This window comes from Cypionkella sp. TWP1-2-1b2 (genome assembly GCF_049896245.1).
Classification (GTDB): Bacteria; Pseudomonadota; Alphaproteobacteria; order Rhodobacterales; family Rhodobacteraceae; genus Cypionkella.
Genome location: NZ_JAFCTX010000010.1, coordinates 31,483 through 46,162, shown reverse-complemented (window position 1 = coordinate 46,162; position 14,680 = coordinate 31,483). Strand labels below are relative to the sequence as shown.

At 61.3% G+C, this 14,680-nt stretch carries 14 protein-coding genes; 4 read left to right on the top strand and 10 right to left on the bottom strand.

The window, feature by feature from the left end; translation table 11 throughout:
* Window positions 1-62 precede the first annotated feature (62 nt).
* The 6 genes from ACP7AP_RS08540 to ACP7AP_RS08515 all read right to left on the bottom strand — a co-directional run bounded on the left by ACP7AP_RS08540 (window position 63) and on the right by ACP7AP_RS08515 (window position 5,227).
* Entirely contained in the window at window positions 63-851 is a 789-nt protein-coding gene (locus ACP7AP_RS08540) for an exodeoxyribonuclease III (protein WP_426033781.1), read from the bottom strand.
* Between the two features lie 262 nt (window positions 852-1,113).
* Window positions 1,114-1,308: a hemin uptake protein HemP gene (gene hemP, locus ACP7AP_RS08535; protein ID WP_426033780.1), complete on the bottom strand. Its 195-nt coding sequence runs from the start codon at window positions 1,306-1,308 to the stop codon at window positions 1,114-1,116.
* A 163-nt stretch (window positions 1,309-1,471) separates the two neighbouring features.
* The gene (locus tag ACP7AP_RS08530) at window positions 1,472-2,248 is read right to left on the bottom strand and encodes a heme ABC transporter ATP-binding protein (protein WP_426033779.1); all 777 of its coding nucleotides are present in this window, start codon (window positions 2,246-2,248) and stop codon (window positions 1,472-1,474) included.
* 3 nt (window positions 2,249-2,251) lie between these two features.
* Window positions 2,252-3,322 carry a FecCD family ABC transporter permease gene (locus ACP7AP_RS08525; protein ID WP_426033778.1) on the bottom strand — a complete coding sequence of 357 codons (1,071 nt, stop codon included), beginning with the start codon at window positions 3,320-3,322 and terminating at the stop codon, window positions 2,252-2,254.
* A 1-nt stretch (window position 3,323) separates the two neighbouring features.
* Window positions 3,324-4,187: a heme/hemin ABC transporter substrate-binding protein gene (locus ACP7AP_RS08520; protein ID WP_426033777.1), complete on the bottom strand. Its 864-nt coding sequence runs from the start codon at window positions 4,185-4,187 to the stop codon at window positions 3,324-3,326.
* Window positions 4,187-5,227, bottom strand: coding sequence for a hemin-degrading factor (locus ACP7AP_RS08515; RefSeq protein ID WP_426033776.1), 1,041 nt, complete (start codon window positions 5,225-5,227; stop codon window positions 4,187-4,189). Before ACP7AP_RS08515 ends, ACP7AP_RS08520 begins: the two co-directional genes overlap by 1 nt.
* A 222-nt stretch (window positions 5,228-5,449) precedes the next feature.
* Between ACP7AP_RS08515 and ACP7AP_RS08510 the strand changes: the two genes are divergently transcribed.
* From ACP7AP_RS08510 to ACP7AP_RS08495, 4 genes are read left to right on the top strand one after another with little or no spacing between them, the layout of a single operon-like run.
* Window positions 5,450-7,585: a TonB-dependent receptor domain-containing protein gene (locus tag ACP7AP_RS08510; RefSeq protein WP_426033775.1), complete on the top strand. Its 2,136-nt coding sequence runs from the start codon at window positions 5,450-5,452 to the stop codon at window positions 7,583-7,585.
* The gene (gene exbB, locus ACP7AP_RS08505; RefSeq protein WP_426033774.1) at window positions 7,585-8,373 is read left to right on the top strand and encodes a tonB-system energizer ExbB; all 789 of its coding nucleotides are present in this window, start codon (window positions 7,585-7,587) and stop codon (window positions 8,371-8,373) included. The genes ACP7AP_RS08510 and exbB overlap by 1 nt, the downstream gene beginning before the upstream one ends.
* A gap of 3 nt (window positions 8,374-8,376) precedes the next feature.
* Complete coding sequence (gene exbD, locus ACP7AP_RS08500) at window positions 8,377-8,817, top strand: TonB system transport protein ExbD (protein ID WP_426033773.1); 441 nt, start codon at window positions 8,377-8,379, stop codon at window positions 8,815-8,817.
* Entirely contained in the window at window positions 8,814-9,737 is a 924-nt protein-coding gene (locus ACP7AP_RS08495) for a TonB family protein (RefSeq protein ID WP_426033772.1), read from the top strand. Before exbD ends, ACP7AP_RS08495 begins: the two co-directional genes overlap by 4 nt.
* Here ACP7AP_RS08495 and ACP7AP_RS08490 read toward each other — a convergent pair whose 3' ends face one another.
* The 4 genes from ACP7AP_RS08490 to ACP7AP_RS08475 all read right to left on the bottom strand — a co-directional run bounded on the left by ACP7AP_RS08490 (window position 9,738) and on the right by ACP7AP_RS08475 (window position 14,674).
* Complete coding sequence (locus tag ACP7AP_RS08490; protein ID WP_426033771.1) at window positions 9,738-10,796, bottom strand: DUF1513 domain-containing protein; 1,059 nt, start codon at window positions 10,794-10,796, stop codon at window positions 9,738-9,740.
* A gap of 1 nt (window position 10,797) precedes the next feature.
* Window positions 10,798-11,769, bottom strand: coding sequence for an imelysin family protein (locus tag ACP7AP_RS08485; protein WP_426033770.1), 972 nt, complete (start codon window positions 11,767-11,769; stop codon window positions 10,798-10,800).
* A 2-nt stretch (window positions 11,770-11,771) separates the two neighbouring features.
* Window positions 11,772-13,280 carry a di-heme oxidoredictase family protein gene (locus ACP7AP_RS08480; protein ID WP_426033769.1) on the bottom strand — a complete coding sequence of 503 codons (1,509 nt, stop codon included), beginning with the start codon at window positions 13,278-13,280 and terminating at the stop codon, window positions 11,772-11,774.
* 128 nt (window positions 13,281-13,408) lie between these two features.
* Window positions 13,409-14,674 (bottom strand): imelysin family protein, encoded by a 1,266-nt coding sequence (locus tag ACP7AP_RS08475; RefSeq protein WP_426033768.1) that lies wholly within the window; start codon window positions 14,672-14,674, stop codon window positions 13,409-13,411.
* Window positions 14,675-14,680 lie beyond the last annotated feature (6 nt).

Sequence of the window (14,680 nt, the reverse complement as noted above, 5' to 3'; positions counted from 1 at the left end):
CACCTTGCCACAGAACCGGAATTCGCGCGAATTCCGTTGCCGATTTCCGCGCGGAAATCGCCCTACAGATCAAACGTCGCAAACACCGGGGCGTGGTCCGAAGGCTGCTCCCACCCCCGCACACTGCGCAAGATCCGGCTGCCATGCGCGGCCTTGGCAATATCCGGCGTGGCCCAGATATGATCCAACCGCCGCCCCTTATCCGCCCCGTCCCAATCGGGAGAGCGGTAACTCCACCAGCTGTACAAGTTACCCGTCGGAATATCGGCGCGGGTCACATCAACCCAAGCCCCCGACTCCATCGCCGCGCCAAAATGCTCGACCTCAATCGGCGTGTGGCTGACGATCTTCAACAGCGCCTTGTGGTTCCACACATCATCCTCACGCGGCGCAATGTTCAGATCACCGACCAGAATGGCTTTCGACGGCTTCTCACCATGAAACCAATCCCGCATCTCGGTCAGGAAATCCAGCTTCTGGCCAAACTTCACGTTCAGCGCCCGGTCTGGAATATCGCCCCCCGCCGGGACGTAGCAGTTGTGGATCACCACGCCATTCTCCAGCCGCGCCGCCACATGCCTTGCATGGCCCATCGCAACGAAATCGCGCCCGCCGGCATCCTCCAGCGGCAGCTTGGATATGATCGCCACGCCGTTATAACCCTTCTGGCCCCGCGCAACCATATAACGGTAGCCCAGCGCGCGGAACTGCTCCACCGGGATCATCTCGACCGGGCTTTTACATTCCTGCAAGCACAGCACATCGGGGGATTCCTCGGCCATCAGCTTGACCACCAGACCTTCGCGCAGACGGACCGAGTTGATGTTCCAAGTGGCGAGGGTGAAGGTCATCGGGTGCTCCTGATCCAAGAGGCCAAGCCTATGCGGGGTGCGGCCTGTTCTCAAGAGGGCAAAGCCGCAGACCAGAAGCGAAGGACCCGGCACCCAAAAAGTCGCCCAGCCAGGTATGGCCGGGCGTAAGGTCCAACAGGGAGGTAATGTCTTACATATACCATAGAATACCGCGCATTTGCGCGCGCTGTTACAAATTACCAAAGCCATGGCTTTTTAGCCACAACCCAAGATTGCGCCATGCGCAAGGCAGGCGTTGCGCCTATTTGGTGAGGATCAGCTTTGCCGATTTGGTGATGCGCAGGTTGTAAATCTGCCCGTCCAACTCGATCAGCGCCGTGCCGCCCCCCCCGGTCAGCGCCCGCGCGTCGTAGCGCAGGGTGCGATCTGCGGATACGGGCTCGGCAGCGGCTTTCGATGCCAGAAACTGAGGGGTCAGGATTTGAGTTTCGTACATGTTGCGCTCCGCAAAAGTAGGGTTGGCACTGAAAGACCGGCTTCCCAGAGGCGGGTGGCGTGGCAATACCCTACACCTAGCAAATTTGTCAGGAATATAAAACCTGATTCTTTTACTTACCTTTAGACAACTGGCCCACTGCGGCAGGGCTGCAACGCCCTGTTCAGCTGGCAACCGCCTGTGGCAGCAGCCAAGTGCCGTGGCTGGGCAGCGCGTTGGTCCGAATCGGGCAGCCGTAGGCGTTTGACAGCAATGCATCGGTCAGCACCGCATCTGGCGTGCCTGCGGCGACCAAGGCCCCTTCGGCCAGCAGCACCAGCCTGTCAGCAAACATCGCGGACAGGTTCAGATCGTGCATCACCGCCACCACCCCACCGCCCGCATCTGCAAAACGCCGCGCCAGCCGCATCACCTGTAACTGATGGCCCAGATCAAGGCTGGCCACAGGTTCATCCAGAAACAACCAGCGCGCACCACCCGTGCCGACCGGGTTCCACACCTGCACCAAAGCGCGCGCGAGTTGCACACGCTGACGCTCACCGCCCGAGAGGTCTTGGTAATTCCGCGCGGCGTGATGCAGCAGATCAACTTCGACCAAAGCCCGCTGCGGAAGATCGCGGGACTCGGCGTTTTCGCCCATACTCAGGCCCAGCCGGATGACCTCCAACACCGTGAACGGAAACGCCAGTTGAGTTTCCTGCGCCATCACCGCGCGGATCGCCGCCAGTTGCCACGGCTTCGCGCGCGCCACATCAAGCTCGTTCAGCGTGACCTTGCCCTGATAGGCGACTTCGCCAGTAATCGCGCGCAACAGCGTGGTTTTGCCGGAGCCGTTCGGGCCGACAATCGCCGTCAGCGTGCCCGGACGCGCGGTCAAACTGACGCCGCGCAGCGCCGGGCGGCGGTTCAGGGCGACACAGATATTTTCGACCTGAAGCATCGGCTAAATCCCCACAAGCCCCTGACGGCGCATCAAAATCCACAGGAACACCGGCGCGCCCAGCACGGCGGTCACGATGCCAATCGGCAGTTCCGCTGGGGCGACGATGGTGCGGGCAATCATATCGGCACCGACCAGCAAGCTTGCCCCCAGCAGGGCAGCATTGGGCAGCAGATAGCGGTGATTTGGTCCGGTTGAAATGCGCAAAAGATGCGGCACCACGATGCCGATAAAGCCGATACCGCCCGCAACCGCGGCCGACGCGCCCGTCGCGGCGGCCACGCCCAAAATGGTCAGTTGTTTCAGACGCTCCACCTCAATGCCCAGATGCGCCGCTTGCGCCTCACCCAAAGCCAGCGCGTTCAGGCCCCGCGCCATCAGGGGTGAGAACAACAGAACGGGCAAAATCAACGGCAAAGCGGTTGCCAGCTTGCCCCAGCCCGCGCCTGCCAATGACCCCATGCTCCAGAACGTCAGGTCGCGCAGTTGTTTGTCATCGGCGAGATAAACGAGGATGCCGGTGAACGCCCCCGCCAAAGCCCCCAAAGCAATGCCCGCCAGCAGCATATTGGCAACCGAGGTATGACCGCCCCGCGTCGCCAAACGGTACAGCAAAAGCGTTGCCCCCCAGCCGCCCAAGAACGCCGCAACGGGCACCACATGGCCGCCGAAATGCACGGCAATCCCGGCAGGCAGCAGGCCACCCAGCACAATCGCCAACACCGCCCCAAGCCCCGCACCCGCGCCAACCCCGACAATACCGGGATCAGCCAACGGGTTGCGGAACAGCCCCTGCATCAGCGCGCCAGACACCGCCAAGGCGGCACCGATCAGCAGGCCCATCGCCAGACGCGGCAGGCGGATGTTCCACAAGATCACCTGATCGCGGGTCGAAAGTTCGCCCTTGATCGCCGCATGGAACAGATCGGCAAGGTTCAACCCCGCCGCCCCGGTGCCCAAGGACAGCGCCGACACCACCAGCAGCAGCCCGATCAGCGCGCGCAGCATCAGAACCGCGCGGGCCTCACGTTCGCCGCCCATGCTGCGGCTGCGTCCCAAGGCGAGCGACAGCATCTTAACCCGCCTTCGGATACAGCGCGTCGTACAGCAGTTTGGCGGCATCCGGGGTGCGCGGGCCAAAGCCCAAAAGCATCATGCCATCCATCCGCACGATGTTGCCCGCCTGCGCCGCAGGGGTTTGCGACAGGGTCGGATGCGCCATCACATCGGGATTGCCAATCGCCAGATCGCCCTCGCGGTCCATCATCAGGATCAGATCGGGGGCGGCGGTGAGAATCGCCTCATCTGTCATCTGCTTGTAGCCAGCAAAGCCCGTCGCGGCATTGATGCCGCCCGCCAGCGCAATAATGCCTTCCGCCGAAGACCCTTCGCCCCCTGCCATAACCAGCCCGCCTTGCAGCGACAGCACGAACAGCAAGCGTTTTTTATCTGTCACCGCAGCGGCGCGGACTTTGGCCTCGGTCAGTTCAGCCTGCACTTTGGCGGCCAAGGCATCGCCCTCGGCATCAAGCCCCAAGGCCGCAGCCACTGCATTGATCTTGGCAACCACGCCCGCAGGCGTCGGATCGCCCGGCATCCGCAGGAAGGGCACGCCAGCGGCCGTCAGCACATCGACCGCAGCAGGCGGGCCAGCATCGGCTTCGGCCAAGATCAGATCAGGAGCAACCGACAGCACACCTTCCGGCGACAAAGCGCGGATATAGCCGATATCGGGCAAGGCGGTGATCTGCAACGGGTAGTTCGAGGTTGAATCCCGCGCCACCAACAGATCGCCAGCCCCCAAAGCCACAGCTATTTCGGTGATCGAGCCACCAAGCGTCACGACCCGCTTGGGCTGCTGCTCGGCCACCGCCGGGGTGATCAAGGCCACTGACACAGCAAGCGCCAGACCTACCCGCAGAGAAATTAGTTTTTGCATCAGACCAGCTCCGTCTCAAGCACGGGCAACGAGGCCATCATCGCATCCCAAGCCACTGGCGGCGCATCCTTGCGATAGCCGAAGATTTGCAGGATCAAGCCGCCCGCGGCATCAAATGCCTCAACCGAGATCGCATCGCCGCGCTGGGTCGGCTTGGTCACACGCCAGACCTCGGTGATGTGATCGGCGCGCAAATGCAGGTTAAAGCGCGGGTCCATCACATTGATCCATGGCCCCATCGGCACGACTTTCTCAATCATCCCGCCGTGGATTTGGATGCAGCCTGGGTTGCCAACGAAGATCATCAGGGGGATTTTCTGGTCAGCCGCAGCATGCAAAACCGTTGTAATCGCATCGCGCGCAACCTGCACGGCGAACTGCGGACCAACGGCACAGTTTGCGCCCAACCGGTTGAACTTCAACCGCCGTGTCAGTTTCAGGAACTGATGCGTGTCGGTCATGGTTTTCCATTCGGCGCGCAGATCATCGGCTCGCGCCGGATCACCCTTAGGCCCCTCGACGGGTGCGCGGGCGATCAGAGTCAGCTGATCCGACTGTTCAGGCAAACGCAAAGTGGCGACCAAAGCGTGAAACGCCGCCACGTTCGACTCAGGTTTCATATGCACCTTATGCACCGCGTCGCCTGCCACATCGAACACTTGGATGCTGCGCTTGGGGCCATCTTCGCCCGCCTCAACCACCGCAAAGCCGAATTTCCAATGGCTGGGGAACATCCGCATATCAATCTCGGGCCCCAGCACCATCGCAGCATGCAGGCCAGAGTGGTAATCTTTATAAACGCCGCGCCGTTCATGCACGCAGGACTCGTTACGGGTCAGCGCCATCACATCGCCCAACTCACCAATCAACGGAAACAGGGCATCCGGGGCGGCATTGATTGCCGTGGCACTGTGGCCAACATAAGCCGCCACCAGATCGGCTTCGGTGATTCCCTGCATCGCCGCAAAATCGCGGGCGCGTGCCTTGGGGTTTTCGATGCGCAGGGCGCGAATCTGTGCGGGTGTATGCGTCGCAGTCATGCCAGAATCCTAAGTTTTGTTGGGCGCGCGGATCTGGCGGGCCATTGGGCCGTGGCTGGAGCGCAAGGGTCAAAACATATCTGCAGAGATATACTTGACAGTTATAGTCTGGATTTCTATGAGCTTATTCCTGATAGATCAAGTCAGAATATATCTCTGCCCGCCAGCTTGCCCCGTGACGGCAAGGCCAGCCATTCGCAGACCCTTAAACAAGGACCGCCAATGCTGCCTCGCCGCACCTCCGCCCTGCGCGGACATCTGCTGTTATCCACCATCGCGATTGCCCTGATCGCATCGCCAGTTGCCGCCCAAGACGCCGCCACTCAAGATACGTCGGCCCAAGATGGCGGCGTATTCCAGATGCTGGGCCGGATCATCTTCGGCGCAGGCACCGCAAAAGTCGCTATCGACACGCCGCAGGCTGTCACCGCGCGTGAGCAAGCCGATCTCGACCGCGCCCAGCCCAACACCATTGGCGATGTCCTGAAGGGTATTCCGGGCGTACAAGCCACCGGATCATCGGCGCGGCCCTTGGGGCAGGCCTTTAACATCCGTGGCATCGGCAATACCGAGCAAACCGCCTCGGAAGCCCGCATCGCGGTCAGCGTTGACGGCGCGCCAAAATTCTTCGAGCAATACCGCCTCGGCTCTTTCTTCGGTGATTTTGAGTTGTTCAAACGCGTCGAAGTGCTGCGCGGCCCAGCCTCGTCTACCCTGTATGGCACGGGGGCTATTGGCGGCGCGATTGCCTTTACAACCAAGGATGCCAGCGATTTCCTTGAAGACGGCAAGACCACCACCCTGCGCTTCAAATCCAGCTATAACAGCAACGGAGACACGCGAAAGCTGGGCGTGATCTTTGCGACCAAACAAGGCAACGCCGAATATTTGGGATCTTTGAACTATTCCAGCGGTGGTGAGATCAAAGATGGCGGCGGCACTGTGCTGGCGGGTACAGCGCATGAAAGCATGTCCGGTCTGCTGAAGGGCAAATGGACGCTGGGGCAGGATGAAGATCAAAGCCTGACCCTGTCGCTGTCGCGCACCGATACCGATCTTGACGACACTTTGTTGGCGCAAACCGGGGGGGCTGCGGCGGCGTTCTTCGGCACCGCTGACATTCATTCGGTTGACGACACCGTGTCGTTGAAATGGAACAACAGCTTTGCCAACAACCCGCTGCTCGATCTGTCGGTGCAGCTGTCCTACACCAACACCACGGTGGATAAGAGCAACTTCTCGCTCGGCGCGGGCTGCCGCCCAGGCTCCAGCCAAGTGCTGTGCGAAGGTGATTTCGGCTACGCCACCACCACGCTTAAGGTTGAGAACACCGCCGAATTCGGTGACAGCGGCTGGGACAACCGGGTCATCACAGGGGTGCAACTGTCGCAGCAAGAGCGCAGCGCCCATTCCACCGTGGGGCCATATAAATTCCACCCGCAAGGCACCGACAGCAAAGTCGGCGTCTATGCGCAAGGCGAGTTTATCTACAGCGAACGTCTGACCCTGATCCCCGGCATCCGCATTGATTTCGGCCAGTTCAGTGCGGGCGATATCGCGGGCGGTCTGGATACCGACGATACTGCAATCTCGCCGAAACTGGCGATGATGTATAAGATCAACGACAGTTTCTCGGTGTTCGGCTCGCTGGCACATACCGAGCGGATGCCGACTTTGGACGAACGCTATTCAACCGAAGCCGCAGGCACTTTGCCGGAACGTCTGGCAAGCGTGGGTCTGAACAAGGAAGAAGCAGATTCGGTCGAGTTGGGCTTTACCATCCGCCGCGAAAACCTGCTGTCCGATGGCGATAACCTGCAACTAAAGCTGACGGGCTTCCACAACGATGTGGAAAACATGATCGCCACAACGCCGCGCGTCGCGGGTGGTCCGGCTGTGCCATACTATTCCAACATCGCCGCCGCCGAATTGTGGGGTGCGGAACTGGAAGCCAGCTACGACGCCGAGCGTTGGTTCAGCAACCTGTCATGGAGCAAAGTGCGCACCAAGAACCTGAACCCAGCTGTAGGTGCGACTTCAACCACCCTGCCCGACACCCCGGCAGAAGCGATTTCGCTGACCCTCGGGGCCAAACTGCCGGTGCAGAACCTGAACATCGGCTGGACTGGCTATTACTGCGACAACATCAAAACGTCGTCGGCCACCACCACGGGTGATTCTTACCAGACCCACGATTTGTTCGTTAAATGGTCGCCGCAGGAAGGTGCCCTTAAAGGCTTGGATGTGAACTTTGCTGTCGAGAACATGTTCGACGAAAAGTACAAGAACAACCTCGCGCTCGATAACGGTGTTGGCCGCAATTACAAACTGTCGGTCGCCAAATCGGTGAGTTGGTGATGCGCCACATTTGCGCCTTTATCATCGGGGTGGGCCTTCTGGCCCATCCTGCGTTTGCGCAAACCATCGCCTCGGATCTTGCCGCACCCCATGCCAGCACCGATCTGTTCAGCATTATCCTTTCTGCGCATTGGGTTGTGCAGACGGTGATGGTGATCCTTGCGGTGGCGGCCTTTGCCGCCCTGACCATCATGGTGCAGAAAATCGCCGAACTGACTTTGGCGTTCCGCGCCCTGCGCCGCAGTGCCTTGAAGCTGACCGCTGCCACCGATATTCCGTCGGCGATCCGTGCGATGGCCGCCCAGCGTGACCCCGCCACCCAGATGATCCGTGTGGCGCATGAAGAATTCGTCAGCCTCGCCGATTTTCCCGTCGATCCCGCCTATGCCCATGCCGCCCAACAGCGCACCCGTCTAGCTATGGACCGAATTGAAGCCAGCGCTTTGGCGCGCCTGCGCGCAGGTTCAGGCCTGCTTGCCTCCATCGGCGCCACCTCGCCGTTCATCGGCCTGTTCGGCACGGTGTTCGGCATTATGAATGCCTTCCCCGCCATTGCCGAGACCAAAACCACCAGCCTCGCCGTCGTAGCCCCCGGTATTGCCGAGGCTTTGTTCGCCACCGCCATCGGCCTACTCGCCGCGATTCCGGCGGTGCTGATCTACAACGGCCTGTCGCGTGCGATCACCGCTTACCGTCGCAAGCTTGCCGACGCCTCCGCCCAGATTGAGCGGTTGCTCAGCCGTGATCTCGACCGCCGCAGCGCTACCCATTTCAAAACCGTAGGCTAACCCATGGCAATCACCACCAGCAGCCGTAGCGATGACGACGATGACGCGATGGCCGACATCAACGTCACACCCTTCATCGACGTGATGCTGGTGCTGTTGATCGTGTTCATGATCGCAGCGCCGCTCTCAACAGTGGATGTGCCGCTGAACCTGCCAACATCCTCTGCCGAAGCCACCCAACGCCCGGAAGACCCGGTCTGGCTGAGCCTTGCGCCCGATCTGACGCTGACCTTGGGCAACCAACCCTTGACCGGGGCCGATCTGCAAGCGGCCTTGGATGCGCAAACCAAAGCCAAGCGCGATACGCAGGTGTTTCTGCGCGCTGACCGCGTGGTGCCCTACGGTGATCTGATGACCGTGCTGGATCAGTTGCGCGGGGCGGGCTACCTGAAAGTCGCCCTCGTCGGTCTGCAAAGCACAACTGAAACGCAGGTAACTCCATGAGCCAGCAATTCCGCAACTGCCCGGCATCCTGCCCGATCGCGGCATCAGCACAACAGCCGCGCACATGGGTAAGCTGGATGCTGTCCGCAACCACCACCGCGCTTATTCTCAGCGCCGCCAGTGCCTTGGCGCTGACCTCAAACCCCGCGTCAATCGTCGATCAACCGATCTTCCTCACCCTGCCGCCAGCCCCCGCTGCCGCTGAAAGTGTCGCCGCGATGTCCGACCCCGCCCCGCTTGCCAGTGCCGAAGCGCCCCTGCAAGCCGCAGCCGACGCGCCCGAAATTGACACCCCTCCCGACATTCCCGAACCGCAGCCTGAGTCAAAACCCATCCTGCCCGAAATGGCAAAACCCGAACAACTGGCCGATGTGAAACCCGAGTTGGATGCACCGCTGCCGCCACCCGATCCGCTGCCCGCTCCCGATGCGCTGCCCGCCGCAGCCGAGCCACCGCCCCCCGAGCCAAAACCGCCAGAGGCGGCCAAACCAAAGGTGGAAAAGACCGAAGCCAAGCCGAAGAAGGCCGAGAAGAAGCCGACCAAAACCAAAAAATCAGAAGACCCCGCCCCGAAGAAAACCGCCAAAGCCAGTTCAGCGGCACCAAGTGCGGGCGGTGCTACGGCTGCCCAAAAGGGCGCGAACGCCACAGCGCAGGGTCAATCGCCTGCGGCCTATCAAAAGGCAGTCATGAAAAAAATCCGTGGCGCCAAGAAGCGTTCCAGCCCCGGCAAGGGCAGCGCTGTCGTCGGCTTTGCAATCTCGCCCAGTGGCGGTCTGTCGCTGGTGAAGATCGTCAAAAGTTCCGGCTCCGCAGCACTCGACGCGGCGGCGCTGGACCATATCCAGCGCTCCGCCCCGTTCGCACCACCGCCTGTGGGGGCCTCGACGCGGTTCTCGTTTGAGTTTGTCGGGAAATAATTAGCTAAGTGCGATCAAATGGTTATCCCAAGCCGTCGCATTGCGGCTTAGGGATGCCAAGCCGTCGCGGCCATAGCTCCATACGCCGCCCTGCCCATCGGTCAGCCGCAACCCATCGCCCACCGCCGCCGCTCCCGATACATCGGCACGCGGATCGGTCGCAAGCCACTGACCCGCCCTATCAAACAGCATCACCGCCCCCGCCGGGGCCGAAGTCAGCGCAATCAGATCACCAGCGCGGCTGACCGCAATCGACCCGGCATAGCCCTTCATCGCAAACGCCTGTTCGTCCGGTGGCGGGCACAGTTGCGGCACGGACCCTGGCACCCAGAGCCCCAGTTGCGCGACGGTTTCCGTCTTATCGCCCTCCCACTGCATCGCAAACGCCACGCCGGCACCGTGCAATGCCAGATGCCGGATCGAGTTTTGGTGAAACTCATCTGCCAATTCCACCTGATCCAGAACCACGCCATCCGCCGAGAGCAGCGTCAGATTGGGCCGCATCGTGTCGGTGTTCAGCTTGGTGCGATCCCCCGGATCGGTCTCAATCCCGCCATTCGCCACCACAAGACGGCCATCCGCCAACCGCCGGATGTCATGCGGGCCGATGCCGCCACTGTCCCATTCGCCGATGCGGGTGAAACCGGCCGTCTCCCACAGCCCAATCCGCCCTGCCGAGCCTTCGGCCACCACTTCCGAGGTCATCAGCAACGCGCCATCCGTCGAGAACGCGCCATGGCCGTTGAACTGCCGCCCCTCCGGCGGGGTCAAACGGTGCCGCACCGCCCCCGTCAAACAATCCAGCACCAGCGCAAACGTGCCGGGGCGGCGCGCAAATGCCACCGCCAGTGCCTGCGTCGGATGCGCCGCCGCCGCATGGCCGCGCGCGGGCAGGCCGATCTCAAACAGGCTTTCGCCCGCCGCACTTAGCCCGTGCAGCACAAATTCATCGCCCAGCTTGCCCGCAGCCAGACAAGCCGGAGAGCCAACCTCGGCCCAAGATACCCTTGGCAAGCTGGCCGCCGCCAACCCTGCCAGAAACGCCCGCCGCGTTGCCATATCAGTCTCCATCCGCCGCGTTAAAGCCGACGCCCACATCCAACTCGGGGCCAAGTTCTGCCACCACGGTATCTGTCAAAGCGCTGATCGCCTGCTGCAAAATCTCTACCTTCAGATGGCCCTGCGGCGTGGCAACCCCAGCGAATCCCGGATCATCCAAGGTTTCAGCCAGCTTGATGGCACGATCAAAACCCGCCAAAGTCAGCGGCGCATCCGGCGTCATCGTCACCACCATCGCGCGCAAGGCTTGCAACGAGATCAGCACATTGCGCTGACTGCGCCCCGAGGCCACCGCCTCAGCACGTTCCGGGCGCGGCTTGTCAAACGTGCCCAAGGGGCGGCCAAGTCGTTGATCTTTATCGAACTCCAGCGCCGATACGACTTGCGTAAACAAAGTCTGGCGCACTTCTGGCCGGGTCTGGAACGTGGTGTTACCCAGATCCCCCGCCGTCAGCACGGTCTTGGAATAGCTGTTGATCCAGTTGTCGTCGATGATCTTCGCCATCCGCGCCAAATCCAGCGTCGTCGCTTGGATCAACGCGCAGGGGTCGGCGGGCAAGGGTTCCGCCGGATACAGCAAACGCTCCAACCCGGTCAGCCCACGCGCAGCCACCGATTGATCGGGGAAATGTTCTGGCGTCAGTTGCAAAGCATCGCCCAACAACAAAGCACGTTGCGATTTCGCGCCAGAGCCCTTCGGATCAGGCCAGAACGCAATCGCCACCGAAAGCCCATCCGCCTCGGCAGGACCAAAGCGCAGGTGTTGCGCCGCGACCCACGCATCATAGGCTGTATTGAACGCGGGTTTCAAACTGTCAGCCTTGCAATCCTTCGCGGCGGCATCAGACAACGCCTGCGTGCTAGCCGCAAACGCCGCATAACCGGGCAGGATATGGTCTGATAAGGTCTGTTCAAAATCCGCCAGCGCTGGGGTGGCGAGGCAAAAAGACAGCAAGAACGAGCGCAGCAGCATGATTACAAACTTTCCAGAAATGCGAGGATAGCGTCTCGGTCGTCTTTCGGCAAAGCCACCACGGCGTCGCGGCTGGCCTGCGCCTCGCCGCCATGCCACAGCACCGCTTCCAGCAAGGAGCGCGCCCTTCCGTCGTGCAGAAATTCGGTATGTCCCGAGACTTGCTGCGTTATGCCAATCCCCCACAGCGGCGGCGTTTTCCATTCTTGCCCGGTCGCACGACCTTCGGGTCGGTTGTCGGCCAACCCCGGCCCCATGTCATGTAGCAGCAGGTCGGTATAAGGCCAGATCAGTTGGAAACTTTGCTCGGGCTGGTCTTTCAACCGATCCGTAACATATTTCGGCGTGTGACAAGACATGCAGCCGATGTCGTAAAACACCTGCTTGCCACGCAGAACCTTCGGATCATCGACACCCCTGCGCGCTGGCACACCCAAGTTGCGGGCATAAAACGTCACCAGATCAAGGCTTTGGTGATCCACTTCCAACCCATCCCGCACACCCGGTTCTTGCCCGCTTAACGCCACCCGGCATGCCGTTTGCGCGACAGTGCAATCGCCCCATGGGTTAGGATGAAGCGAGGTCGCAAGGCCCATATCGCCCTGAAACGCCCCCGCTGACTGGTCACGAATACTGGCCTTACCGCCTTTGAAACCAAAGCGGCCCAGCATCGGCTTACCATCTGCGCCATCCGGCACAATGCTGGCCCGCCCGGAAATCCCATCACCATCGACATCAGTCTCATCGACACGCGCCAGAATATCCGCCTCGGGGATCGCCTCTAGCAGACCCAAACCGATCATCTGCGGCGCCACACGCGGCGACAGCATCACATCTTTCGCCATCGGGCCATAAGCCAAATCCGCCACCGCATAGGCAGGCTGCCGCAGTGAAACCACCGTGCCATCGCCCAGCGTCACCGGAACCTCGGTATAGTCGATCACCATGCGGCCCTCGGCGGCAACGCCCGTCGAGGCAAAATCCTGAAACTGCCCGCCATAAGTCGGCTCGTCCTGCGTCGCCAGCCAGTCCTTGATCTCGGCCGGATTGCTGCCACCGGGCACCGAAAGCCGCAGAAACATCGACACAGCGCTTTCCTCGGGGCCCGCAGGCACATGCCCGCGCCCGTCTTTCAAATGGCAATCCTGACAGCCGCGCGCATTGAACAGCGGCCCCAAGCCATCCGAAGCCAAGGTCGAGGCTGGCGAGGGCACCCATGTCTTGGTGAACAATGCGTTGCCAAGGTTGAAATTCATCTGGCGATCAAATGGCATATTGCCCGAGTATTGCGAAAACGCATCCGCCGTCGGCCGCGCCCGCACTGTGGCCGCGCCGCCCGATTTCGCCTCGAACTTCTCAGATGTGCTGAAATCCGTCGCCGGGGCCAACACCCCTGCAATGCGGGCTATCTCGGCCTTGGTGCGGGGGATCACATTCAGCGGTTGATCATCTGGGCCTTGCGCAAAAGCAGGTCCGGCCAGCAGGGGTAGTATCAGAAGGACGCGCAGCATCCGGGTCTTCCCTATATCAGTCGGCAGCGCTGTGGTTCGTTCACGCAGCACCACCTGCCTACTCAGAGTGGGTTTCAGCAGGCTTTGTCAATCGCAGCTCGCGACCGACAAAGCCCGTAACGCAAGCGTTACTGGAACACCGCGCCCGGATTATCAAGACTGTCCGAGCCTTCAATGCTGGTGCCGGTCAGCCCCAAAGTGGTGATCGCGCGTTCAATCGACGCGGTCTGCGTGACCAAAGCGTTGACGCCGCCCATCACCAAAGCCTCGCCTTCCTTATTGCCCGCCGCCAGCATCTGATCATAGGCCATGCCGCCATCCGACGCCGCCTTGATCGCACCCAAAGCCGTGACTGTCGCAACCAGTTCCGTCTTCAACTGGGTATCCACGGCAGGGTCAGCCGCCGCCACCAGCTCCGAGATCGACGCCCCCGACACAACGCTGCCGTCCACGCGGGTGTATTTCCCCAGATAGACGTTCTCAATCCCAACGCCGTCATAATAATGGCTGTTGGCAGTGTTGTCCGAGAAGCAATCATGCTCCTCCTCTGGGTCGTTCAGCATCAGGCCCAAACGCATGCGCTGGCCCGCGACCTCGCCATAAGACAAGCTGCCCATGCCAGTCAGGATCGCCGACAAAGCTGCCTTCGGGTCTTTCTCAATCGTCGCGCGGGCTGCTCCGCCCGTGGCCCATTGCATCGCCATATCAGCCAGATCCATCACCAACAGATCGGTCGAAGCCTTCAGATACGCCGCGCGGCGGTCGCAGTTACCGCCTGTGCAACCTTCGCCCTGCACATAATCGGTGAACGGCCGATTGCCTGCCCCCGGCCCGGTGCCGTTCAAATCCTGCCCCCATAGCAAAAATTCCACCGCGTGATAGCCCGAGGCCACATTCGCTTCGATCCCACCCGCTTCTTGCAGGGTGCCCGAGATCAACTCCGGCGTGATCACCGTCGCATCGACCTCCACGCCCGAGGTGGTAAATTTCGGCGTCGCAATCACGTTCAGTGTCGCCACATCGTTTTCTTCCGACTTGCCGTAAGACGGGTCCACATAGTCGATCAGCCCCTCATCCAGCGGCCAGGCGTTGACCTTACCCTCCCAATCGTCCACCGCGACGTTGCCAAAGCGGAACGCCTCGGTCTGCATGTAGGACGGACGCGAGGCGATCCATGCCGCACGCGCGGCTTTCAAGGTGTCTTGCGACGGCGTAGCGATCAGCGCATCCACCGCCGCTTGCAGCGCCTTTGCGGTGATCAGACTGTCCTCATACCCTGCCGCAGCAATATCGGCGTAGGTTTTGGCCACCGCTGCCGGATCGGCGGCAAACACGGGCTGAACAGCCGACACAAAGGCTGTGGTGGCAAGCAAGACAAAAAACGAGTTGCGCATAGCGGG

Excerpts from the sequence above, each read along its gene's own strand:
- ACP7AP_RS08515 (WP_426033776.1), bottom strand. The coding sequence starts at position 5,227 with ATGACTGCGACGCATACACCCGCACAGATTCGCGCCCTGCGCATCGAA.
- ACP7AP_RS08530 (WP_426033779.1), bottom strand. The coding sequence starts at position 2,248 with ATGCTTCAGGTCGAAAATATCTGTGTCGCCCTGAACCGCCGCCCGGCG.
- exbD (WP_426033773.1), top strand. The coding sequence starts at position 8,377 with ATGGCAATCACCACCAGCAGCCGTAGCGATGACGACGATGACGCGATG.
- ACP7AP_RS08520 (WP_426033777.1), bottom strand. The coding sequence starts at position 4,187 with ATGCAAAAACTAATTTCTCTGCGGGTAGGTCTGGCGCTTGCTGTGTCA.
- hemP (WP_426033780.1), bottom strand. The coding sequence starts at position 1,308 with ATGTACGAAACTCAAATCCTGACCCCTCAGTTTCTGGCATCGAAAGCC.
- ACP7AP_RS08490 (WP_426033771.1), bottom strand. The coding sequence starts at position 10,796 with ATGGCAACGCGGCGGGCGTTTCTGGCAGGGTTGGCGGCGGCCAGCTTG.
- ACP7AP_RS08475 (WP_426033768.1), bottom strand. The coding sequence starts at position 14,674 with ATGCGCAACTCGTTTTTTGTCTTGCTTGCCACCACAGCCTTTGTGTCG.
- ACP7AP_RS08495 (WP_426033772.1), top strand. The coding sequence starts at position 8,814 with ATGAGCCAGCAATTCCGCAACTGCCCGGCATCCTGCCCGATCGCGGCA.
- ACP7AP_RS08540 (WP_426033781.1), bottom strand. The coding sequence starts at position 851 with ATGACCTTCACCCTCGCCACTTGGAACATCAACTCGGTCCGTCTGCGC.
- exbB (WP_426033774.1), top strand. The coding sequence starts at position 7,585 with ATGCGCCACATTTGCGCCTTTATCATCGGGGTGGGCCTTCTGGCCCAT.
- ACP7AP_RS08510 (WP_426033775.1), top strand. The coding sequence starts at position 5,450 with ATGCTGCCTCGCCGCACCTCCGCCCTGCGCGGACATCTGCTGTTATCC.
- ACP7AP_RS08525 (WP_426033778.1), bottom strand. The coding sequence starts at position 3,322 with ATGCTGTCGCTCGCCTTGGGACGCAGCCGCAGCATGGGCGGCGAACGT.
- ACP7AP_RS08480 (WP_426033769.1), bottom strand. The coding sequence starts at position 13,280 with ATGCTGCGCGTCCTTCTGATACTACCCCTGCTGGCCGGACCTGCTTTT.
- ACP7AP_RS08485 (WP_426033770.1), bottom strand. The coding sequence starts at position 11,769 with ATGCTGCTGCGCTCGTTCTTGCTGTCTTTTTGCCTCGCCACCCCAGCG.